This is a genomic window from Pseudomonas sp. LSJ-87, from assembly GCF_032971465.1.
GTDB lineage: Bacteria > Pseudomonadota > Gammaproteobacteria > Pseudomonadales > Pseudomonadaceae > Aquipseudomonas > Aquipseudomonas putida_Z.
Genome location: NZ_JAWJYQ010000001.1, coordinates 168,787 through 190,971, shown reverse-complemented (window position 1 = coordinate 190,971; position 22,185 = coordinate 168,787). Strand labels below are relative to the sequence as shown.

The 22,185-nt window shown below is 61.4% G+C and carries 16 protein-coding genes; 7 read left to right on the top strand and 9 right to left on the bottom strand.

What is annotated here, in order from left to right; genetic code table 11:
• Positions 1 to 84 precede the first annotated feature (84 nt).
• On the top strand, positions 85 to 4,731 hold the full coding sequence (locus RYH74_RS00765; RefSeq protein WP_317408825.1) for a dermonecrotic toxin domain-containing protein: 4,647 nt from the start codon (positions 85 to 87) through the stop codon (positions 4,729 to 4,731).
• On the opposite strand, the gene RYH74_RS00760 is transcribed toward RYH74_RS00765, so the two are convergent.
• From RYH74_RS00760 to gpmI, 4 genes are all read right to left on the bottom strand, one after another.
• On the bottom strand, positions 4,715 to 5,503 hold the full coding sequence (locus RYH74_RS00760) for a divergent polysaccharide deacetylase family protein (RefSeq protein ID WP_075046620.1): 789 nt from the start codon (positions 5,501 to 5,503) through the stop codon (positions 4,715 to 4,717). The two genes, RYH74_RS00765 and RYH74_RS00760, sit on opposite strands and share 17 nt — an antisense overlap.
• A gap of 8 nt (positions 5,504 to 5,511) precedes the next feature.
• The gene (locus RYH74_RS00755) at positions 5,512 to 6,828 is read right to left on the bottom strand and encodes a S41 family peptidase (RefSeq protein ID WP_023660970.1); all 1,317 of its coding nucleotides are present in this window, start codon (positions 6,826 to 6,828) and stop codon (positions 5,512 to 5,514) included.
• Between the two features lie 78 nt (positions 6,829 to 6,906).
• Complete coding sequence (locus tag RYH74_RS00750) at positions 6,907 to 8,211, bottom strand: murein hydrolase activator EnvC family protein (RefSeq protein ID WP_015272119.1); 1,305 nt, start codon at positions 8,209 to 8,211, stop codon at positions 6,907 to 6,909.
• Between the two features lie 240 nt (positions 8,212 to 8,451).
• Entirely contained in the window at positions 8,452 to 9,987 is a 1,536-nt protein-coding gene (gene gpmI / locus RYH74_RS00745) for a 2,3-bisphosphoglycerate-independent phosphoglycerate mutase (RefSeq protein WP_075046619.1), read from the bottom strand.
• 206 nt (positions 9,988 to 10,193) lie between these two features.
• Here gpmI and RYH74_RS00740 point away from each other — a divergent pair, with 206 nt between their 5' ends.
• Genes RYH74_RS00740 through secB form a run of 3 tightly spaced genes read left to right on the top strand, consistent with a single transcriptional unit; the run spans position 10,194 to position 11,388 of the window.
• The gene (locus RYH74_RS00740; RefSeq protein ID WP_003259887.1) at positions 10,194 to 10,607 is read left to right on the top strand and encodes a rhodanese-like domain-containing protein; all 414 of its coding nucleotides are present in this window, start codon (positions 10,194 to 10,196) and stop codon (positions 10,605 to 10,607) included.
• Between the two features lies 1 nt (position 10,608).
• Entirely contained in the window at positions 10,609 to 10,863 is a 255-nt protein-coding gene (gene grxC / locus RYH74_RS00735; protein WP_003249204.1) for a glutaredoxin 3, read from the top strand.
• Positions 10,864 to 10,902: 39 nt separating this feature from the next.
• The gene (gene secB, locus RYH74_RS00730; RefSeq protein ID WP_013974581.1) at positions 10,903 to 11,388 is read left to right on the top strand and encodes a protein-export chaperone SecB; all 486 of its coding nucleotides are present in this window, start codon (positions 10,903 to 10,905) and stop codon (positions 11,386 to 11,388) included.
• Between the two features lie 162 nt (positions 11,389 to 11,550).
• Here secB and trmL read toward each other — a convergent pair whose 3' ends face one another.
• Entirely contained in the window at positions 11,551 to 12,012 is a 462-nt protein-coding gene (gene trmL / locus RYH74_RS00725) for a tRNA (uridine(34)/cytosine(34)/5-carboxymethylaminomethyluridine(34)-2'-O)-methyltransferase TrmL (protein WP_025340939.1), read from the bottom strand.
• Between trmL and RYH74_RS00720 the strand changes: the two genes are divergently transcribed.
• Positions 12,011 to 12,448, top strand: a complete 438-nt coding sequence (locus tag RYH74_RS00720) for a hypothetical protein (RefSeq protein ID WP_075046617.1) — start codon at positions 12,011 to 12,013, stop codon at positions 12,446 to 12,448. The two genes, trmL and RYH74_RS00720, sit on opposite strands and share 2 nt — an antisense overlap.
• Positions 12,449 to 12,906: 458 nt before the next feature.
• Here the strand turns inward: RYH74_RS00720 and ntrC are convergent, their stop codons facing one another.
• The 4 genes from ntrC to glnA form a co-directional block, all read right to left on the bottom strand.
• Entirely contained in the window at positions 12,907 to 14,343 is a 1,437-nt protein-coding gene (gene ntrC / locus RYH74_RS00715; protein ID WP_013974578.1) for a nitrogen regulation protein NR(I), read from the bottom strand.
• Complete coding sequence (gene glnL / locus RYH74_RS00710) at positions 14,340 to 15,425, bottom strand: nitrogen regulation protein NR(II) (RefSeq protein ID WP_025340937.1); 1,086 nt, start codon at positions 15,423 to 15,425, stop codon at positions 14,340 to 14,342. The genes ntrC and glnL overlap by 4 nt, the downstream gene beginning before the upstream one ends.
• Positions 15,426 to 15,697: 272 nt before the next feature.
• Positions 15,698 to 16,141, bottom strand: coding sequence for a cupin domain-containing protein (locus RYH74_RS00705; protein WP_317408824.1), 444 nt, complete (start codon positions 16,139 to 16,141; stop codon positions 15,698 to 15,700).
• A gap of 173 nt (positions 16,142 to 16,314) precedes the next feature.
• Positions 16,315 to 17,721, bottom strand: coding sequence for a type I glutamate--ammonia ligase (gene glnA / locus RYH74_RS00700; protein ID WP_025340936.1), 1,407 nt, complete (start codon positions 17,719 to 17,721; stop codon positions 16,315 to 16,317).
• Positions 17,722 to 18,191: 470 nt separating this feature from the next.
• On the opposite strand from glnA, the gene thiI reads away from it, so the two are divergent.
• Positions 18,192 to 19,646, top strand: coding sequence for a tRNA uracil 4-sulfurtransferase ThiI (thiI, locus tag RYH74_RS00695; RefSeq protein ID WP_238067022.1), 1,455 nt, complete (start codon positions 18,192 to 18,194; stop codon positions 19,644 to 19,646).
• Between the two features lie 127 nt (positions 19,647 to 19,773).
• Positions 19,774 to 21,594 (top strand): translational GTPase TypA, encoded by a 1,821-nt coding sequence (gene typA / locus RYH74_RS00690; RefSeq protein WP_003259874.1) that lies wholly within the window; start codon positions 19,774 to 19,776, stop codon positions 21,592 to 21,594.
• The last annotated feature ends 591 nt before the right edge of the window (positions 21,595 to 22,185 follow it).

The following is a 22,185-nucleotide window of genomic DNA, read 5'->3' as shown; positions in this document are numbered from 1 at the left end:
CCTTTTTCATGGGCAAGCAATAATTAGCCCGGGTAGCGGACAAGTTTGCTTCAGCCTGCCGGTTTTCTTCCGGAGGCATGCTTCATGAAACGTTCCGCTATTCCCACATTCGATTTTCAGTACGCCGCAGCCAGTCAGTTCAGTGATCGGCCGACATTGCGGCAGGTGACCAGCGAGAATCTGTGGACCGTGCTGCTGGGGAAGCTGCCCTGGCTTGCCTTTGTGAAGCCTGCTCTGTCCAACGCGGACCCTATCATGCTGGATAGTCCCGATCCCAGCACGCCTTACTGGGGCACGCAACCGCTGGTCGACCGTGTGCTCCAGGCATTGCTCGAAGCACAGCCGCTGGACATCGAGCCTGTCGGTGAGCGGCATCACAATCTTGCACTAACCTCCTCATACCGTTTTCCTGGCTCGGACAGCGCGTTCGACACCCGCCAACTGAGCGGCATGTCCGATGCGCTCGACGAACTGGTAAAGCAGTTGCCACGGCTTTTCTGCGAGGCACAGCTCGAATACTGGAATGCCAAGGGCAGTGCAGGGGTGAGCCGTGACCAGTGGTTGCAACTGCTGCTCAGGACTGCGCTCTTGCGTGGTCTGCCTCTGCAAGGGCTGGACGTTCAGGAGCAGGCCTGCATTCGCGGATTGATCCGCGGTGGTACTGCCCAGCCATCGGTCTGTTTCGTGAAAGCCAGCCTGACTTGTGGGTCGATTCAATACGACCAGATGCTCAGTCACCTGCTGGTCACTGGCGATTACGATGAGCGGCAGGTGGTGCTCTGGTGCGCGCCGTCCGGTATCACGCGCAGCTTCGCTTCCTTGGATGATTTCGGCGAAGCGTTGCGCAACGAACTGGCGCAGCACTACAGTTTTCAGAGCCTGTCGTGGACGCGTCAGCCGGTTGAGGGCAACGTCTTTGCCCAGCAGGTTTCGCTGTTGCTTGAGTCCATGTTCCAGTCTTTCGACCTGATGCGCTTCAGTGGCTTGTCCGATGTGGCGGCAATGGAGAGGCGTTTCGCCCACCTGAGCGACCCGGCGGCCTGGTTCGTACGCTACGAAGACGACACGCCAGCCACCATGGCCCCGCCAGGGCTCAGGGCTAGCGCTCCCCAGGACAGCTTTGCCTGTCGCGCCGCGTTGTTGCAGCTCGCCCTTGACCAGTTGGATGCCGGGGGTGTTTCGGTGCTGGACGGCATCCAGTCATTGACGGCGTATGCCGCGCAGCAACTGGGCGAGCAGATGAAAAAGGAGCACGGGGACGAAACCTCTCCAGATCACCTGCTTCTCGACCTGTATATCGCTCGGGGTGTGCCTGGTGGCGCTGCGACAGGTGCCGGCGGCGGCGAGCCACTGGCGTTCGTGGGTACCAAGTCGCTTACCGAATTTGCTATCGGTAACCTTGCTTCGCTCAAGGGCGCGGAGATCAAAAAGGTCAGCCATCGAAAGGGCATCACGCCGCCGAAGTGGCTGGATGCCAATGCTGCGAAGCGACTGGTGACCCAGGTAGACATTGGTGGCCGCTACCCGAACTATGTTGCCGAACAGCTCGATGATCAGGCCATGCGCGCCGAGCGCATCGTGCGTTTGGCCAGGGAATGGCGAAGCGCGTTTCTTTCCAGCGCCCTTTCGGCCAGGCTCGACGCGAAAGTCTCCGAGGTGGGCCTACAGTGCGTGGTCGATTTTTGCGCAGGTCATCAGGACCCCTTGGTTCCGCGCATGTCCTTGATCCCCCTGGCTTTCAGGCGCAGCCGTCATTCGCGCAAGAAAGACGATGTGCGCGGCATGTACTTGCTGTTCTGCGCCGAGCCGGCAAAGGTTCTGGTGTACCGCCCGCTATATCGACAGGACACGGTTCGCGAGTACGCAAGCCTTGAGGCCTTGCTTGCACATATTCGTGAGTCGGCTCTCTTCCAAGAGAGCATTCTTGACTGGATCGACCCGACCGCGCGCGACGTATATGCAGAGGGTGGTTTCAGCGAGCCGCACATTGTGAGTATTGGTCTCGACCCTTATACGCTCCCGGCCAAGCCGGAGCCGGCGATGCTCGATCTGAAGCTGTGGCGCAACAAGGTTGACGAGAAAATCTACCAGGCCAACCGAGATCTGCTGGTCGAGCTGGCAGGGCTGGAATCGGTATCTGACGCCGAGAGCCGCTGGCAGCTCCTGTGCGAGGGCGCCTGGCTGTTGTTCGATGTGGTGACTCAGGCGATACGCGGCCCGGTCGCGTCTGTGGCCTGGTTGGTACAGTTTCTGGCTTCGCTGCAAAACGACTTGACCGTGTTGGAGCAGGGTGGTGAGTTCGATCGGTCTGCTGCAGTGGCCGACTTGTTGCTCAACCTTGGGATGACGCTGCTGCATGCCCATCAACCGAAGCAGGAGACAGTGCCCACAAGGCGGCTGCCTGAGCTTTCGCTGTTCGAAGGGCCTGACCGGCAAAACGGCGCGTTTGCCGAACTTGCTATCGAGGCGCGTGAAGAACCGGAAGGCAAGCTGGGCGAACTGGGCAGCCAGGTGCTGGACTTTTCCTGGCGCGGCCAGCATGGGTTCAACTGGCTGCCCGCGCAACAGCGGCAGAGGTTGCAAGCCATGCGCTCCAGTGTCTCGGTCAATGGGTTGAGCCCTTTGACAGCGGGCGATGGTGAAGGCCTGTACCAGATCGATAAGAACTACTACGCGGCCATGGCTGGTGACCTCTATAGCGTGGAGTTGCTGGCTGAGGGAGTTCGGGTAGTCGATGCGACTGGCGGTTACGGGCCCTGGCTGGCATTTGTCGATGGGGCTTGGCGGGTGGATACGAAACTGCGCCTTGCGGGAGGGGCTCCCGACTCCAAGACTTTGGTATCGCGCCGCTTCGATAAACTGTACGAAAAAGTTTCCAAGCTGGAGGAGGACGTTCCGGGGTTGAAAGCGAAGGTCCAGGCAGTTACCAAGCAGATGATGGCTTTGCACAAAAACCTTGTGGCCATGGAGGCGTTGAAGTTGAAAGCGCAGTCTGAGGTGGCTTCGGCCCCTGCAGGTACTGATGTGTCAATGAAGGAGTCGCTGATAGAAAAGTATGCTCAACGAGAAATAGAGGTGAAGGAAAGCATCGCTCAGCAGCGCGAGAAAATCGTTTCGCTGCTGGAAGAGGCCATTGGCAAGATGGATGAACAGCTAAAACTGTTGATCACGATGGCAGAACCCAAGTATGCCAAATCTCGCCATAACAAAGGGTTGGATGAAATTCTTGACCAGCATCAGGAAAGTGCCCGAATAGAGCTGATTCGTGATTGTGTGTTCGTTTACAACGAGCTGTGGAGCCTGACGGACTATCCGCAACTTGCCGCGCTGCAACGGGCTATCGATGGGAAGCCATTGGCAGAGGTCGGCGAACAATATGCTGCGTTTCGTATCAAGCTGGAGCAGGTGGTGGAGTATCAGGACCGCATGCTCGCCATACGAGTGCACCTGGACAATTTGCTGGCCGAGTCGCCGGTTGAGCTTGTCATACCTTCCAACACCCCTGGTGACCATCGCACAGTGGGGCATCTGATCGACGAAAGACCGTTTTCGACCGTGCAGATGCGCTTCCATCAGGTGCAGAACCTGGCAGACCTGGCCTTGCACCTCAATGCTCCCGGCGGCCTTCAGACAGTCGCCCGCTACCGGGACGAACTGGTCAGCATGGCCTTGCGCAATGCCGCAGAGACTCACGGGGAGCTTGACTTTGCCAATCTGTCGGCAGATGACCGCATCGTGATCTTGCAAGAGGCATGGGATGAGTACTCTGCCGCATTACTCAATAGTGCCCGCATTCTCCGCGAAGGTGGCGACCTTATCGAACCCGCAATGCTCGAGCGGTATCGCAACCATGTAGAGCAACTGAAGGAAGATGCGGGAAAGCGGTTGGTTGCCGCGATCTCGGAGCAGGAGGGTGGAACGGTCGCGCAAAAGCGCACGCCCTACAAGGTGTCTACCGAAGAGCAGCGAGTGGTGCGCAACCTTGCTGGGCAGTTGATGATCGGTGTGGAAAGGGCGGTAGGCGAAAGCCAGATCGTGGAAGTGCGCGAGACGTTCAGTGAAGAAGTACTGGCAACCTTCGACCTGGTGGATGGGGAATGGCGACAGCGGGAAAGCAAGCGCCCTTCATTGGCGGACGAAGCTACTCCAACAGACCTGCCCATGTGGGTACAGGTGCTTCTGGACGAAAGCGATTCCGTGCGGGAGCAGGCCGAGGACTATGTCAAGCACGACATCAAAGGGGCGTTGCTCGAGCAGTTGTTCGACCAGCATCTGGAAAAGCTGAATCAGGCGCTCAGTGTGGTGCGTGATGCCGGAGGAAACGACAAGCTGGTCAGAACGCTGGAGCTGGAGCTGGACAAGTTGGATGCAGAGAAAACATTGCAGATGACCACGCTCTATACCGACACCAAGTATCCGTCGGCCGAAGGCTTGCAGTATCTCCACAAAAAGGGGCTGATACAGGTCGAATATGTGGAGCGGCGCACCATGCAAGATGGCAGCGCTTTTGACGAATACCGGATCCGGCGTCTACCGAGCAAGCTGAGCCTCTGGGCTGCACACTTCCATTTACCCTCGCTGGACGCCAACGCTGATAATTTCACGGTAGGTCACCTCAAGACTTGGAAGCAGCGCAGCTTGAGTAGCCAGGCCGCTGCAGCCGCGGGCCAGCGGGTGCACAGGGGAAGACTTACGCTGGCCGAGGCCCGAGGAATCATTCCTTTCCGTTAAACCGGCCAACGGGGGCAGTGGGGTGGTGCCTGACATGTGCAGGCATCGTCTGATTGCCCCGCTCGGCAATCATCTGTTCCAGGCCGATCAGCTCTATGCCCTGGCGCTTCAGCCGGGGCAGTTCGCGTTCGAGCACTTCGAGGGTTTGCGGATAAGGGTGGCCGATCAGCACGGCTGAGCCTTGTTTGCGAGCCAGTTCGACCCCGAGCTGCAATTCGCTGCCGATGGCCTCGACCGTACGTACGTTGTCCAGAAAGACATCGCGGGATACCTGTGCCAGGCCCTGGGCCTGAGCCTGGAATGCGGCTACGGTGGCAGCGCTGGTGCGGCTGTCGACAAAGAACAGGTGCCTGCGTTGCAGGTCAGCCATCAGCATCGCCATTGCCTCGGGTTCGGCGGTCATGCGGCTGCCCATGTGGTTGTTGATGCCGACTGCGCACGGCACCTGCGCCAGAGCGGCGTCCAGGCGTCGGGCCAGCTCCGGCAGAGGCGTGCCGGGGTGCCAGGCGTAAGGGCCGGTGGCCGGGTCCATCGGCATGTGCAGGATCACCGTCTTGCCGGCCTTGTGCGCCTGGTGGGCAAAGGTGGTGGCATGCGGGGTGTCGGGCATGATCGCCATGGTCACCGGACCGGGCAGGGCCAGGGTGCGGCTATCGCGCTCGCTGCTCTGGCCCAGGTCGTCGATGATGATGCTCATGTAGGCCTTGCCGGCCGGCGCCGCTTGCGCGACCCCGGCCATAAGGCAGAACAGCAGACACAGCAGATAACGCATGGGGTGGGTCAGTCGCCCTTGGTGATGTTCAGGCCTTTGAGCAGGCTCAGGGCCTGGCTCAGCTGGAAGTCGTCATCCTGCGGGCGCTCCTTGCGCTTGCCGCTGCCGGTCGGGCGATCGGCACCGCCATTGCCGTTGCCCAGGTGGCCCTGCAGGTCGGCTTCCTTGAAGTTGTCGGTGTCGGCTTCGGCGGTGAGCTTGGCCGGGCGCACTTCGATGTCGGGGACAATGCCCTGGGCCTGGATCGAGCGGCCGTTGGGGGTGAAGTACAGCGCGGTGGTGAGCTTCAGCGCACGGTCGTTGGCCAGTGGCAGCACGGTCTGCACCGAGCCTTTGCCGAAGCTGTCGGTGCCCATCAGCACGGCGCGTTTCTGGTCTTGCAGGGCGCCGGCGACAATTTCCGAGGCCGAGGCACTGCCGCCGTTGATCAGCACCACCAGTGGCACGCCGTCGCTGGCGTCGGCCGGGTCGGCCGAGAAGCGCAGCTCGGAGTTGGCGATGCGGCCCTTGGTGTAGACGATCAGGCCCTTGGTCAGGAAGTGGTCGGCCACTTCCACCGCCGACTGCAGCACGCCGCCCGGGTTGTTGCGCAGGTCCAGCACCACGCCGCGCAGCTTCTTGCCGTTGTCCTTGCGCAGCTTGGCCAGGGCCTTGCCTACTTCGTCGCCGGTCTTGACCTGGAACTGGGTGATACGGATGTAGCCGTAGTCGTTCTCCAGCAGCTGGCTCTTCACGCTCTTGACCTGGATGACTGCGCGGGCCAGGGTCACGTCGAAGGGGTTGCCGCCGTCGCGCACCAGGGTCAGAGTGATTTTCTCGCCGACCTTGCCGCGCATCTTGTCGACCGCTTCGGTCATGGTCTGGCCACGAGTCGGGGCGCCGTTGATCTTGACGATCAGGTCGCCGGCCTGCACGCCGGCACGCGAGGCCGGAGTGTCATCGATCGGCGAGACCACCTTGATGAAGCCGTCTTCCTGGCCTACTTCGATGCCCAGCCCGCCGAACTCGCCGCTGGTGCTTTCCTGCAGCTCCTGGAAGTCCTCGGGGCCGAGGTAGGCCGAGTGCGGGTCGAGGTTGCTGAGCATGCCCTTGATGGCATTTTCCAGCAGGGTCTTGTCGTCCACCGGCTCCACATAGGCCGCCTTGATGCGGTCCATGACCTCGGCGAAGGTGCGCAGCTCTTCAAGCGGCAGTGGCGCCTTGGCGGTCACCTCGGTGGCCGGTACTGCGGCCGGCTTGGCCGGCTCCGCGGCAGTGGCCAGGGGCGCGCCGACCGCCAGGGCGATGGACAGGGCCAGCTGGGTGAGACGAGGCGAGTGCAGCATGTCGAACGAACTCCTGATCCTGTAAGCGCTCCCTGGGGAGCATCGGCGCAGCCCGTGGGCTACCCCGTAGAAATTTGACTAGCCCCGGCACCACTGCGAAGGGTCGGTAGGCCGGCCCTGCTGGCGGATGGCGAAGTACAAGCCGGCAGCGTCCTGGCCGCCGCTGTCGCCAACGGTGGAAATGGCCTCGCCAGCCTTGACGATATCACCGGCGCTCTTGAGCAGGCTCTGGTTATGGCCGTACAGGCTCAGGTAACCGTTGCCATGGTCGAGAATGACCAGAAGCCCGGCACCGCGCAACCAGTCGGCGAACACCACGCGCCCGCCGTGCACGGCACGGACCTGGGTGCCCGGGTTGGCGCTGATCATCACCCCGTCCCACTTGGCACGGGCATCGCTGCCGCGGGCATCACCGAAACGTGCCAGCAATCGACCATTGACTGGCCAGGGAAGTTTTCCCCGTGCGGCAGAAAATGCGCCGCCGTAGTTCGCGCCGTCGCTGGAAACCAGCGGGCCCAGGGTGGTGCGGGCCTTTTTCGGTGGCTCCACCGGTTCGCGGGCCTGTTCGCGGGCGGCAGCAGCGGCCAGGGCTTCCTGCTGGCGGCGCTTTTCCGCTTCCTGCTGGGCCAGCAACGCCTTCTTGCGAGCTTCTTCGGCCTCGCGGGCCTGGCGGGCGAGGGTTTCCTCGATGGTCTTGAGTACCTTGGACAGATCGGCCTGATCCTGCTCGCGCGATTGCAGCTTCTGGTCGCGGTCCTTCATGTCGCTGTTGAGCTTGGCCAGCACCTGCTGGCGCTTGCCACGCTCGGTTTCCAGGGCCTGGCGGCGGCTGTCGAGGTCGGCGCGCTGGGCCAGCAGCTGTTGCTGCTGGGTAGCGATTTCCTGTTCGACGTTGGCCAGCTGGCGCAGGGTCTCGTTGAAGGTGCGCAGTTGCTCCAGGCGCGCCTTGCTCAGGTAGTCGTAGTAGGTGAGGGTGCGGGCGAACTTCTCGGGGTTCTGCTGGTTGAGCAGCAGCTTGAGGTATTCCTCGCGGCCATTCTGGTAGGCCGAACGGGCCTGGATGGCGATCAGTCGCTGTTGTTCAACGCGGGCGCTCTGGAGTTTTTTTTTCTCGGTATCAAGGCGCTCCAGCTCGCCCTCGGTCTTTTTTAGTTCTTGCTGCAGGGCCTCCACCTGCTTTTCGAGGTTGCCGATATCGGTCTCGGTGGCTTTGAGGTCCTTTTGCACACCGGCCTTTTCTTCCTGGAGCTTGCCCAGCGTCTTCTTGAGCTCGGCAATATCCTGGCGGGTGGCGTCCAGTTGCTGCTGGGTCTGCGCACGCTCATCGGCAAAGGCCGGGCTGAGCAGGCAAGACAGGGCTAGGAGGATCAGGGCGCGAAGCATGGGGTTTGGCGTACCAAGGATGGAGACTGGCCTAGTATGCCCGCGCGGGCGGGCAAAAAAAACGCCTCGCTGCGGGTGCAGAGGGGCGTTTGTCTGGAATTCCTGTGCAAAGGGGCTGCTTTGCAGCCCAATCGCCGGCAAGCCAGCTCCCACAGGATCACCACAGGCCTTGAAACTGTGCAGTACTTGTGGGAGCTGGCTTGCCGGCGATTGGGCCGCGACGCGGCCCCATGCTCAGAATCAGGCGTCGACCAGGATCGAGGTCCCGGTCATTTCCACCGGCTTTTCCAGCCCCAGCAGCTTCAGCATGGTCGGCGCCACATCGGCCAGCACGCCGCCGTCACGCACCTTGACGTTGCGCTTGCCGACATAGATGAACGGCACCGGCTCGGTGGTGTGCGCGGTGTGCGCCTGGCCGGTGCACTCGTCTTCCATCTGCTCGACGTTGCCGTGGTCGGCGGTGATCAGCGCTTCGCCGCCGACCTTGTCCAGCGCTTCGACGATGCGCCCGACGCAGCCATCCAGGGCTTCGACGGCTTTCACCGCAGCTTCGAACACGCCGGTATGGCCGACCATGTCGCCGTTGGCGTAGTTGACCACGATCACGTCATAACGCTGCTGCTCGATGGCCTCGACGATGCGGTCGGTAACTTCCGGTGCGCTCATTTCCGGCTGCAGGTCGTACGTGGCGACCTTCGGCGACGGGATCAGGATGCGCTCTTCGCCTTCGAACGGCTCTTCGCGGCCACCGGAGAAGAAGAAGGTGACGTGGGCGTACTTCTCGGTCTCGGCGATGCGCAGTTGGGTCTTGCCGTTCTTCGCCAGGTACTCGCCCAGCACGTTGTTCAGGCTGGCCGGGGCGAAGGCGGCGGGGGCCGGGATTTTCGCCGAGTACTGAGTCAGGCCGATGTAGGCGGCCAGTTTTGGCAGGCGGGCACGCGGGAATTCGTTGAAGTCGGCTTCGACGAACACGCGCGACAGTTCGCGGGCGCGGTCGGCGCGGAAGTTCATGAAGATCACCGCGTCGCCGTCTTCAACCTTGACTGCTTCACCGATGCGCGTGGCCTTGACGAACTCGTCGCTCTCGTCGCGGGCGTAGGCCGCTTCGAGGCCGGCCAGGGCGGTGTCGGCGGTGTATTCGGCAGCGCTGTCGACGATCAGGTTGTAGGCGGCGCTGACGCGGTCCCAGCGGTTGTCGCGGTCCATGGCGTAGTAGCGGCCGATCAGGCTGGCGATGCGGCCCTTGCCCAGCTTGGCGAAGGCGGCGTCGAGCAGTTCGATCGACGACTGTGCGCTGCGTGGCGGCGTGTCGCGGCCATCGAGGAAGGCGTGCAGGTAGATCTTTTCCGCACCGCGCTGCGCGGCCAGTTCGGCCATGGCTACCAGGTGGTCCTGGTGGCTGTGTACGCCGCCGTCGGACAGCAGGCCGAGGATGTGCACGGCCTTGCCGGCACTGGCTGCCTTGTCCACGGCGCCGGTCAGAACCGGGTTCTCGAAGAACTCGCCGTCGCGGATGGCCTTGGTCACCCGGGTGAAGTCCTGGTACACCACGCGGCCGGCGCCGAGGTTCATGTGACCGACTTCGGAGTTGCCCATCTGCCCGTCCGGCAGGCCGACATCCATGCCCGAGCCGGAAATGAGGCCATGCGGCTGGCTGGCGCGCAGGCGGTCATAGACCGGTGTGTTGGCGGCGTAGATGGCGTTGTATTCGGGGCTTTCGCTGTGGCCGAAGCCATCCAGGATGATCAGGACCAGGGGTTTGGGCGTACTCGTCATCAATCAAACTCACGGTTGTTCAAAGATGATAAAGACACGCATTTTAGGGCAAATGCGCCACCGGCGGCGAATATTCGTCCTGTTCCCTGACCAGCGTGGCCAATGTGGCAACATGAAGGTACCTTTCCGGCCGGCCCGTCGGGCTTTGGTGGCACTGGGGGGCTGTGTATACTGGCCGGCATTTTCAATCGCGTGGAACACCCCAGATGGTTGCTAACCTGATTCAATTTGCGACAAACCACTACATCCTGGTGGCGATCTTCGTTGTTTTGCTGGTCGCGCTGCTGGTCAACGAAATCCGTCGCGGCGGCCAGAGCCTGAGCAATGGCCAGCTGACTGCCCTGGTCAATGCCGAGAAAGCCCTGGTCATCGACATTCGCCCGACCAAGGAATACTCCGCCGGTCACATCGTCGGTGCGGTGAACATCCCGCAGGACAAGCTGGTCAACCGCATGAGCGAGCTGGACAAGCACAAAGAGAAGACCCTGATCGTCGTCGACTCGATGGGCCAACAGTCCGGCACCATCTGCCGCGAGCTGCTCAAGGCTGGTTACAACGCCGCCAAACTGAGCGGTGGCGTTTCCAGCTGGAAAGCCGATAACCTGCCCCTGGTGAAGTGATATGAAGCCCGTCATCGTCTATTCCAGCGACTACTGCCCCTACTGCATGCGCGCCAAGTACCTGCTCGAGAGCAAGGGCGTGGCCTTCGAGGAAATCAAGGTCGACGGCAAGCCACAGGTTCGTGCCGAGATGAGCCAGAAGGCCGGCCGTACATCTGTGCCGCAGATCTGGATCGGCAGCACCCATGTCGGTGGATGCGATGACCTTTATGCCCTGGAGCGCGCCGGCAAGCTCGACGCGCTGCTGGCGGCCTGATTTGCACTGCATTCAAAAACATTAGGATAAGGATCTGCCATGACTGACCAACAGACCAACGGCGCTGCTGCAGAAGACAACAGCCCTCAGTTCTCCATGCAGCGCATCTATGTGCGCGACCTGTCGTTCGAAGCCCCGAAAAGCCCGCAGATCTTCCGTCAGACCTGGGAGCCGAGCGTTGCCCTGGACCTGAACACCAAGCAGAAAGCCCTGGAAGGTGACTTCCACGAGGTGGTGCTGACCCTGTCGGTTACCGTCAAGAACGGTGACGAAGTGGCCTTCATCGCTGAAGTGCAGCAGGCCGGTATCTTCCTGATCAAGAACCTGGACGCAGCTTCGATGAGCCACACCCTGGGTGCGTTCTGCCCGAACATCCTGTTCCCGTACGCCCGCGAGACCCTGGACAGCCTGGTGACCCGCGGTTCGTTCCCGGCCCTGATGCTGTCGCCGGTCAACTTCGACGCCCTGTACGCGCAGGAAATGCAGCGCATGCAGGAAGCCGGCGAAGCGCCGACTGTGCAGTAATAGCTGCATTTGAAAAAGGGCGACTTCGGTCGCCTTTTTTGTTGGCCTGTTCCGGCCCTATCGCCGGCAAGCCAGCTCCCACAGGTACTGCACAGGTTTCAAGGCTGGTGCGGTCCCTGTGGGAGCTGGCTTGCCGGCGATAGGGCCAGTGCAGGCAGCGCATCAACTGCCGGCAAACCCATTCTGCCGCCACGCCTCATACACCGTCACAGCCACGGTATTGGACAGGTTCAGGCTGCGGCACCCCGGCCGCATCGGCAGGCGCAGGCGTTGTTCGGCCGGCAGGCTGTCCAGTACCTCGGTCGGCAAGCCACGGCTTTCTGGCCCGAACAGGAAGGCATCACCCGGCTGGTAGGCCACCTCGTGGAACGGGTGCGAGCCCTTGGTGGTGAAGGCGAACAGCCGTGGGTTGCCCAGGCTTTCCAGGCATCCGGCCAGGCTCTCGTGGCGCTTGAGCGTGGCATACTCGTGGTAATCCAGCCCCGCGCGCCGCAGGCGCTTGTCATCCAGTTCGAAGCTGATGGGCTCGATCAGGTGCAGGTCGCAGCCGCTGTTGGCGCACAGGCGAATGATGTTGCCGGTATTCGGCGGAATTTCTGGTTGAAAAAGGATGACGTGAAACATGCACGGCTCCAAGCGTGAAGATGACGGGCATTCTACCCCCGAACCGGACCTGCGTTCGAAGGCGTTCCCACGGGTGATGCTGTCGCTGGCGATCGTCGGCTTGATGGTGGGGCTGATGATCGGCCGCCTGACCACGCCCGACGAGCGCGAGCTGCAGCAGGTGGAGGTGGTGCAGGATGGCCTGGAGCTGTGGTTCAACGAAGAGCCCCAGCTGCATGGCGAGAATGTGGAAGGTACGGTAGCGCTATTGTTCCAGGCCCAGGGCAAGGCCCGGCAAGGGCAACTGAGCCTGCAGGGCAAGCCTGTGAGCTGGCGGGTGCAGAATAGCAAGGAAGGTCTGTTGCTGACGGTGGTGGCCGCGCGCCCCCTGCACGGCGAGTGGGCCGGTGCAGAGGATGCTGGGCGCTGGCGGTTGCAGGTGAAACTGCACGAATAAAAGAGGGGATATCCCGGCCTGCCTGTACCAGGGTCCCCGAAAGGGGTACTGCGTATAAAGGGGGGATGGCCCGGCCTGCCTGTACCGAGGTCCCCAAAACTGGCGATGTTGCGAATAAAAGAGGGGTTCACCCGGCCTGCCTGTACCAGGGCCCCCGAAACTGGATATGTATGGGTTATTGCAGGGGGCGTGCCAGTTTTGAAAAGCCCGTAAATTATGGGTTTTCAGGGTGATTTGGCCGTTTTGGCGGGGGATTTGTGCCTTCGAGAGGTGCATCGGGCACAGGATCGGTGCATGGGCGCGGGAATGGCGGGGCCCGCTTCGCAGGCCCATCGCGACACAAGGCCGCTCCCACAGGACGCCGCTCGGTTCAGAGATAGCGCCGTACCTGTGGGAGCGGCCTTGTGTCGCGAAAGGGCTGCGCAGCAGCCCCAATGGCCTTGAAGGTTTACCGGACGTTAGTGCTCGTCCCCTTCCTCATCATCGCCACCTGCCACATTCATCCCCAGCTCCTTGATCTTGCGCGTCAGGGTGTTGCGCCCCCAACCCAGCAACAGTGCCGCATCGCGCCGACGGCCAGCGGTGTGCTTGAGCGCCGTCTCGATCATGATCCGCTCGAAGCTCGGCACTGCGCTGTCCAGCAGGCTGGTCTGCCCGCGCGCCAGCGCCTGGTCGGCCCACTGGCGCAGGGCCTGCTCCCAGTTGGTTACCGGTGCGGCGTCCTGTGGCAGGTTCAGCAGCTCGGGTGGCAGGTCGCCGATCAGCACTTCGCGGCTGGAGGCCATCACGGTGATCCAGCGGCAGGTGTTTTCCATTTGCCGTACGTTGCCCGGCCACGGCAGGTTGCGGATGAACTCCTCGGTTTCCGGCTTGAGGATCTTCGGCTCGACCGCCAGCTCCTGGGCGGCGCGGGCGAGGAAGTGGCGGGCGAGGGCGGGGATATCCTCGCGGCGGTCGGCCAGCCGTGGAATGTGGATGCGGATCACGTTCAGACGGTGGAACAAGTCCTCGCGGAACTTGCCGGCCTGTACCAGCGACTCCAGGTTCTGGTGGGTGGCGGCGATGATGCGCACATCGACCTTGACCGGCACGTGGCCGCCCACGCGATAGAACTCACCATCGGCCAGCACCCGCAGCAGGCGGGTCTGGGTGTCGGCGGGCATGTCGCCGATCTCGTCGAGGAACAGGGTGCCGCCGTCGGCCTGCTCGAAGCGCCCCCGGCGCAGGTTGGCGGCGCCGGTGAAGGCGCCTTTTTCATGGCCGAACAGCTCGGACTCCATCAGGTCCTTGGGGATGGCGGCCATGTTCAGGGCAATGAACGGCGACGCCGCACGCGGGCTGTGGCGGTGCAGGGCGTGGGCCACTAGCTCCTTGCCGGTACCGGACTCGCCGTTGATCAGCACGGTGATGTTGGAGTGGCTGAGGCGGCCGATGGCGCGGAACACCTCCTGCATCGCCGGCGCTTCACCGATGATTTCCGGGGTGCGCGCCAGGCTCTGCGGCACATCCAGCCCTTGTTGCTCCTGGGCGTGCTGGTTGGCTCGCTTGACCAGTGAGACTGCCTCGTCCACATCGAACGGCTTGGGCAGGTACTCGAAGGCACCGCCTTGGTACGATGCCACGGCGCTGTCCAGGTCGGAGTGGGCGGTCATGATGATGACCGGCAGGCGCGGATGCTGCTCACGGATCTGTGCCAGCAGGTCGAGGCCGCTGGTGCCCGGCATGCGGATGTCGGAAATGATAACGTCCGGTTGCTGGCGTGCCAGGCGGCCCATCACGCCATCGGCGCTGTCGAAGCTCTGGGTGGTCATGCCTTCCTGTTGCAGGGCTTTTTCCAGGACCCAGCGGATGGAGCGATCATCGTCGACGATCCATACGGTTTCACTTCGGCTCATGAGGCGGTGGCTCCTTGTTCCAGGGGCAGGTAGATCGAGAAGGCGGTGTGGCCTGCATGGCTTTCACACTCGATCAGGCCCTGGTGCTGGCTGATGATGTTCTGGGTAATGGCCAGGCCCAGCCCGGTACCGTCCGGGCGGCCGCTGACCATGGGATAGAAGAGGGTGTCCTGCAGTTCCGGCGGGATGCCCGGGCCGTTGTCGATGATCTCCACCCGCGCCACCAGGCGATGACGCACGTGGCCGATGGTGAACTGGCGCAGGGCACGGCTGCGCAGGGTGATGCGGCCCAGGCGCAGTTCGTTCTGCGAACTGATCGCCTGCATGGCATTGCGCACGATGTTGAGCACGGCCTGGATCATCTGCTCGCGGTCGATCAACACATCCGGCAGGCTGGGGTCATAGTCGCGCACCAAAGTGATGCAGCCCTGGCTTTCGGCCTCCACCAGGCTGCAAACCCGCTCCAGCACTTCGTGGATGTTGGTCATGGCCAGCGACGGCAGCTTGTTCGAGCCGAGCATGCGGTCGACCAGGTTACGCAGGCGGTCGGCTTCCTCGATGATCACGTTGGTATAGTCGCGCAGGCCTTCTTCCGGCAGCTCGCGGGCCAGCAGCTGGGCTGCGCCGCGGATGCCACCAAGGGGGTTCTTGATTTCGTGGGCCAGGCCGCGTACCAGCATCTTGGTGGTTTCCTGCTTGCTCAGCTGGGCCTCTTCCTTGGTAATGCGCAGCAGCCGGTCGCGTGGGTGCACCTCCAGCAGCAGCAGGGTCTGGCCCTGGTGCAGGATCGGCGTTACCGCGTAGTCGACGGTTATGGTCTGCCCGGTCAGCGAGGTGAGCTGCGCTTCGCGCTTGGTGAACGGGTGCGCCTGCTCGACCGCCTGGCGCAGCGAGCTGAGGGCCTCAGTCGACTCGGTGAACAGTTCGCTGATGAACTGCCCATGGCTGCGCTGGCCACTGACCGCCAACAGCATTTCCGCGGCCGGGTTCATGTACTCCAGGCGCAGCTCGGCGTTGAGCAGCAGCGTGGCGGTGGTCAGGTTGTCCAGAAGCAGACGGTGCTGGGCATCGCTGATGGTCATAGGGCGTCGTCGACCTCTTTTGGCGCGTGTCGGGCATGGGCGCGGCCATGGTCGGGCGCGCGGTGGATCCGCTGATTCCAGTCTTTGGGCAAAAAATGCAAGAACCAAACCAAGGCTCCGAAAAGAAGCGGAATTTGCCGATAAAGCCCTGGAGACGGGACAATTCGCACCAGAATGAACTGATTAAACGGTTCACGTGATCGCTTTTGGGGTGCATTCGGGGGCGTTAGCTCTCAGAATGCACCAATATGGAGCATAGGTGGTTTCAGGGTTTATCGCACAGCTGGCTGGCATTCGGCTTCTGGCGTTGAAAACGCCAGGTCTTCATTGCTTGCGTGGAACACCATGACAGTGGCGGGCTGCCCAGTGGTGTGCCCGCGGTGCACTTCCCCTTGAAGTTCTGCCAGCGTCTGGCCCGCAACCAGGCTTGTGCGCTTGCCGTCGCGGGTTTCCACCTCAAGTCTGCCCTCCGCCAGATAGCCCAGATTGAGCGCCTGATGGCAGTGCCAGCCGAGGGTTTTATGGGCGGGGATGCTGACTTTCACCAGCGACAGCACTGGTCGTCCTTCGGGGTAATCGCGATAGGGGGTGCCGTCCCAACTGCCGGTGGCGCGGTGAAGCACCTGTGACGTTGCCTGGCCTGGCGCGGTGCCATTGCTGGCGCAGCCGGCGAGGAGGGCGGATACGGTAATCATTGCAGGTAGAAGTTTGCGCATGGCGTGATGTCCGTTGACTGAAGGGACGCCTACCCTGCGTGCTGAAGGGGCGGCGAAATGTCAGCGGCATCTGCTGGTTCTGTATGAAATCGATGAGGCAGCCACGGAAACGAAAACGGCCTCCCGAAGGAGGCCGTTCGTGATCATGTCATCGGCGCCAGGCGCCGATCAGATCAGCAGCTGTAGTACAGCTCGTATTCCAGCGGGTGAACGAAGGTGCGGACCTTGATTTCTTCTTCGCTCTTCAGCTCGATGAAGGCATCGATGAAGTCGTCGGAGAACACGCCGCCCTTGGTCAGGAACGCACGGCCCTTGTCCAGCTCTTCCAGAGCTTCCTTCAGGCTGCCGCAAACCTGCGGGATGTCCTTGGCCTCTTCAGGCGGCAGGTCGTACAGGTTCTTGTCGGCAGCATCGCCTGGGTGGATCTTGTTCTGGATACCGTCCAGGCCGGCCATCAGCAGGGCCGCGAAGGCCAGGTACGGGTTGGCCGATGGGTCCGGGAAGCGAGCTTCGATACGGCGGGCTTTCGGGCTGCCGACGTAAGGAATACGGATCGAGGCGGAACGGTTGCGAGCCGAGTAGGCCAGCATTACCGGGGCTTCGAAGCCTGGGACCAGACGCTTGTAGGAGTTGGTCGACGGGTTGGTGAAGCCGTTCAGGGCCTTACCGTGCTTGATGATACCGCCGATGAAGTACAGGGCGGTGTCGGACAGGCCGGCATAGCCTTCACCCGAGAAGGTGTTCTTGCCGTCTTTCCAGATCGACATGTGCACGTGCATGCCCGAGCCGTTGTCGCCGTACAGAGGCTTCGGCATGAAGGTGGCGGTACGGCCGTAGGCGTCGGCAACGTTGTGCACGACGTACTTCAGTGCCTGTACTTCGTCAGCCTTCTTCACCAGGGTGTTGAACTTGACGCCGATTTCGTTCTGGCCGGCAGTCGCCACTTCGTGGTGGTGAACTTCGACGGTCTGACCCATTTCTTCCAGTGCGTTGCACATGGCGGTACGGATTTCGTGGTCGTGGTCGAACGGCGGAACCGGGAAGTAGCCGCCTTTCACGCCTGGACGGTGGCCTTTGTTGCCGCCTTCCACGTCAGCGCCGGTCATCCACGAGCCTTGCTCGGAGAAGATCTTGAACATCGAGCCGGAGATGTCCGACTGGAACTTCACTTCGTCGAAGATGAAGAACTCTGGCTCCGGGCCGGCGAATACGGTATCACCGATGCCGGTGCTCTTCAGGTACTCTTCGGCGCGCTTGGCGATGGCGCGAGGGTCACGATCGTAGCCCTGCATGCTCGACGGGTCGACGATGTCGCAGGTGATGATCAGGGTTGGCTCTTCGGTGAACGGGTCCAGTACGGCAGTTTCGTCGACCGGCATCAGGATCATGTCGGAAGCTTCGATGCCTTTCCAGCCAGCGATGGAGGAACCGTCGAACATCTTGCCGACTTCGAAGAAGTCGTCTTCCAGCGCATCACGCGACGGCATGGTCACGTGGTGCTGAATGCCTTTGGTGTCCGTGAAACGCAGATCAATCCACTTGACGTCATGATCTTTGATGAGTTGAACCGACTTCGACATGTTGTCCTCCGGATGGTCTAGAGCGCGGTGGGCCGCTGCCCTGGAAAAAGGGTGTTGCCGGGCGCGGATAGTCGGCCAAGCTTACCTGCCTCACAAGGGAGCAAATTGCATGCCAGTGCCCGAAAATGGCGAGGGCGGGATAAAAGGGGGCGTTTGCGGGCATTTGGCGCAGGGTTGGCGGGTAAAAATGCACCCTTAAGATGCGAATTTTGGTAGCGGCGCACCAATAGTGTGCATCGATTGAGTTGTGTGCTTTCTTTGAGGGCCTCTTCGCGGGCTCGCCCGCTCCCACAGGTAGGGCGTAAGTCTTGAGAGCTGCGGATGGCCTGTGGGAGCTGGCTTGCCGGCGATGAGGCCGGTGCAGGCAATATAAATCCGACCTTCTGTACAAAAGTTGGTCAAATCCTGAGCAATTTCCGCTATAATTCGCGCCCCTCATTTTCGGCAGGCCCTGCGCGCGCTGTTAACCAATGAAACTTATCGTCAAAGTCTTCCCAGAAATCACCATCAAGAGCCGGCCGGTGCGCAAGCGCTTCATCCGCCAGCTCGGCAAGAACATCCGCAACGTGCTCAAGGACCTCGACCCTGAGCTCGTGGTCGATGGTGTCTGGGACAATCTCGAAGTGGTCACCCGCGTCGAAGACGAAAAAGTCCAGCGCGAGATGATCGAGCGCCTCACCTGCACCCCGGGTATCACCCACTTCCTGCAGGTAGAGGAATACCCGCTCGGCGACTTCGACGACATCGTCGCCAAGTGCAAGCAGCACTTCGGTCACCTGCTGGCCGGCAAGCACTTCGCCGTGCGCTGCAAGCGCGGCGGCCACCACGACTTCACCTCGATGGACGTCGACCGTTACGTCGGCAGCCAGCTGCGTCAGCAGTGCGGCGCAGCCGGCATCGAGCTGAAGAACCCGGAAGTGCTGGTGCGCATCGAAATCCGCGACCAGCGCCTGTACGTGATCCACAACCAGCACCAGGGCATCGGCGGCTACCCGCTGGGCGCCCTGGAGCAGACCCTGGTACTGATGTCCGGCGGCTTCGACTCCACCGTGGCGGCCTACCAGATGATGCGCCGTGGCCTGATGACCCACTTCTGCTTCTTCAACCTCGGCGGCCGTGCCCATGAGTTGGGCGTGATGGAAGTGGCCCACTACCTGTGGAAGAAGTTCGGCAGCAGCCAGCGCGTGCTGTTCATCAGCGTGCCGTTCGAGGAAGTGGTCGGCGAGATCCTCAACAAGGTCGACAACAGCTACATGGGTGTGACCCTGAAGCGCATGATGCTGCGCGGTGCCGCGCACATGGCCGACCGCCTGGAGATCGACGCGCTGGTCACCGGCGAGGCGATTTCCCAGGTGTCCAGCCAGACCCTGCCGAACCTGTCGATCATCGACTCGGCCACCGACAAGCTGGTGCTGCGCCCGCTGCTGGCCAGCCACAAGCAGGACATCATCGACCAGGCCTACGCGATCGGCACTGCCGACTTCGCCAAGCACATGCCAGAATACTGCGGCGTGATCTCGGTAAACCCGACCACCCACGCCAAGCGCCACCGCATGGAGCATGAAGAGAAGCAGTTCGACATGGCCGTGCTGGAGCGCGCCCTGGAACGCGCCCGGCTGATCTCCATCGACCATGTGATCGACGAACTGGGCAAGGACATCGAAATCGAGGAAGTGACCGAGGCGCTGCCCGGCCAGATCGTCATCGATATTCGTCACCCCGATGCCCAGGAAGACGAACCTCTGGTGCTCGACGGTATCGAAGTCCAGGCCATGCCGTTCTATGCCATCAACAGCAAGTTCAAGCAGCTGGATGCCAACCGCCAGTACTTGCTGTATTGCGACAAAGGTGTGATGAGCCGTCTGCACGCACACCACCTGCTCAGTGAGGGACATGCCAATGTGCGTGTTTATCGTCCGACATAAGACGCCAGGGCTGTATGGCGGCAGCATCCGCCATCGCCCTCCCGACCATCGGGCCCGCTGAGCCTCAAACCGTACATATTCGCCGCCTACACTGGCGGCAACCGAATCCTCTGATCGAGATACAGTTGTGATCGAAAATCTGCGTAACATCGCCATCATCGCCCACGTTGACCATGGTAAAACCACCCTGGTCGACAAACTCCTGCGCCAGTCCGGCACCCTGGAGCGTAACGAGCTCAACGACGAGCGCGTGATGGACTCCAACGACCAGGAAAAAGAGCGCGGCATTACCATTCTGGCGAAAAACACCGCCATCAACTGGAACGGCTACCACATCAACATCGTCGACACCCCCGGCCACGCTGACTTCGGTGGCGAGGTTGAGCGTGTAATGTCGATGGTCGACTCCGTGCTGCTGCTGGTCGATGCCCAGGACGGCCCGATGCCGCAAACCCGCTTCGTGACCAAGAAGGCTTTCGAAGCTGGCCTGAAGCCGATCGTCGTGATCAACAAGGTTGACCGCCCGGGCGCGCGTCCTGACTGGGTTCTGGACCAGATCTTCGACCTGTTCGACAACCTCGGTGCCACCGACGACCAGCTGGACTTCCAGGTTGTCTACGCCTCGGCCCTGAACGGCATCGCCGGTCTGGACCACACCGACATGGCCGAAGACATGACCCCGCTGTACCAGTCGATCGTCGACAACGTACCGGCGCCGAACGTTGACGTCGATGGCCCGTTCCAGATGCAGATCTCCGCTCTGGACTACAACAGCTTCCTCGGTGTTATCGGCGTTGGCCGTATCGCCCGTGGCCGTATCAAGCCGAACACCCCGGTTGTTGCCATCGACACCGAAGGCAAGAAGCGTAACGGCCGTATCCTCAAGCTGATGGGCCACCACGGCCTGCACCGCGTCGACGTTGAAGAAGCCCAGGCTGGCGACATCGTCTGCATCAGCGGTTTCGACGAGCTGTTCATCTCCGACACCCTGTGCGACATGAACAACGTCGAGGCGATGAAGCCACTGACCGTTGACGAGCCGACCGTTTCGATGACCTTCCAGGTCAACGACTCGCCGTTCTGCGGCAAGGAAGGCAAGTTCGTCACCAGCCGTAACATCAAGGAACGTCTGGACAAAGAGCTGCTGTACAACGTTGCACTGCGCGTTGAAGAAGGCGACTCGGCTGACAAGTTCAAGGTTTCCGGCCGTGGTGAGCTGCACCTGTCGGTTCTGATCGAAACCATGCGTCGTGAAGGCTTCGAGATGGCTGTAGGCCGCCCTGAAGTAATCATCCGCGAAGTCAACGGCGTGAAGCAGGAGCCGTTCGAGAACGTCACCATCGACATCCCTGAAGAATCCCAGGGCAAGGTCATGGAAGAAATGGGCCTGCGTAAGGGCGACCTGACCAACATGGCGCCGGATGGCAAGGGCCGTGTACGTCTGGAGTACAACGTACCTGCTCGTGGTCTGATCGGTTTCCGTAACCAGTTCCTGACCCTGACCAACGGTGCCGGCATCCTGACCTCGATCTTCGATCGCTACGACACCATGAAAGCCGGCCAGATGTCCGGCCGCCTGAACGGTGTACTGGTTTCGATCGAGACCGGCAAGGCGCTGACCTACTCGCTGGAAACCCTGCAGGCTCGCGGCAAGCTGTTCATCGAGCACGGCCAGGACATCTACAACGGTCAGATCATCGGCCTGAACAGCCGTGACAACGACCTGGGCGTGAACCCGACCAAGGGCAAGAAGCTCGACAACATGCGTGCTTCGGGCAAAGACGAAGTCATCGCCCTGGTACCGCCGGTTCGCCACACCCTGGAACAGGCCCTGGAATTCATCCAGGACGACGAGCTGTGCGAAGTGACTCCGAAGTCGATCCGCCTGCGCAAGAAGATCCTGGACGAAGGCGAGCGTACCCGCGCTGCCAAGAAAGCCAAGGCTTGATCGTCTAGCTTGAGCTGAAACGAAAACGCCCCCGGTCGAAAGGCCGGGGGCGTTTTTTTATGTCCAATTCTGAGTGAAGCCAAGGGCAGTGGCTGCCTGCGGTCTCTCACGCACACGTGCCTTTATCAATGGTAAATGCTTGGGGTCTGGTAGGGCTTCAGGTTGGTGTCAGTCTGGAAAAGTTTGTTTGAAGTAAAGAAAATGGTAACTCGTTGTGGCAACTAAATCTTCTGTTACATAAAGCTTTGAAATGTTTCCGCAGCTATGCTGCTGTAGGCGTTGAGGCTAATGCTTTGGGGATACTGAATTTTGGTGCGGCGAAAAATTTGTATTATTTTTTATCGCGCCTGTAGTGCAAAAAACATTTCGTTGCAAATACAAAAGCCACCTACCCTGGTCGCTGGGCGGCGCCGGACTTGGCCCTTGCATCGCTCGCTCAATTCAGCGCAATCTATATGGGCCGAGCTGCGGTAATTCACTAAAACCAAGGTGCGCGGGGCGTGGTGCTTGGAAGTGACTATTCTCACCCATACGGAATATCTGGTGGCGGAGTAGGTGGAGTTGATAGGTATAATTAATTATTTGCGATAA

Bases quoted from the DNA above. Each gene is read 5' to 3' on its own strand.
- RYH74_RS00740 (WP_003259887.1), top strand. From the start codon at position 10,194: ATGGTTGCTAACCTGATTCAATTTGCGACAAACCACTACATCCTGGTG.
- glnL (WP_025340937.1), bottom strand. From the start codon at position 15,425: ATGACCATCAGCGATGCCCAGCACCGTCTGCTTCTGGACAACCTGACC.
- trmL (WP_025340939.1), bottom strand. From the start codon at position 12,012: ATGTTTCACGTCATCCTTTTTCAACCAGAAATTCCGCCGAATACCGGC.
- grxC (WP_003249204.1), top strand. From the start codon at position 10,609: ATGAAGCCCGTCATCGTCTATTCCAGCGACTACTGCCCCTACTGCATG.
- thiI (WP_238067022.1), top strand. From the start codon at position 18,192: ATGAAACTTATCGTCAAAGTCTTCCCAGAAATCACCATCAAGAGCCGG.
- RYH74_RS00750 (WP_015272119.1), bottom strand. From the start codon at position 8,211: ATGCTTCGCGCCCTGATCCTCCTAGCCCTGTCTTGCCTGCTCAGCCCG.
- glnA (WP_025340936.1), bottom strand. From the start codon at position 17,721: ATGTCGAAGTCGGTTCAACTCATCAAAGATCATGACGTCAAGTGGATT.
- RYH74_RS00720 (WP_075046617.1), top strand. From the start codon at position 12,011: ATGCACGGCTCCAAGCGTGAAGATGACGGGCATTCTACCCCCGAACCG.
- gpmI (WP_075046619.1), bottom strand. From the start codon at position 9,987: ATGACGAGTACGCCCAAACCCCTGGTCCTGATCATCCTGGATGGCTTC.
- ntrC (WP_013974578.1), bottom strand. From the start codon at position 14,343: ATGAGCCGAAGTGAAACCGTATGGATCGTCGACGATGATCGCTCCATC.
- RYH74_RS00705 (WP_317408824.1), bottom strand. From the start codon at position 16,141: ATGCGCAAACTTCTACCTGCAATGATTACCGTATCCGCCCTCCTCGCC.
- RYH74_RS00755 (WP_023660970.1), bottom strand. From the start codon at position 6,828: ATGCTGCACTCGCCTCGTCTCACCCAGCTGGCCCTGTCCATCGCCCTG.
- secB (WP_013974581.1), top strand. From the start codon at position 10,903: ATGACTGACCAACAGACCAACGGCGCTGCTGCAGAAGACAACAGCCCT.
- RYH74_RS00760 (WP_075046620.1), bottom strand. From the start codon at position 5,503: ATGCGTTATCTGCTGTGTCTGCTGTTCTGCCTTATGGCCGGGGTCGCG.
- RYH74_RS00765 (WP_317408825.1), top strand. From the start codon at position 85: ATGAAACGTTCCGCTATTCCCACATTCGATTTTCAGTACGCCGCAGCC.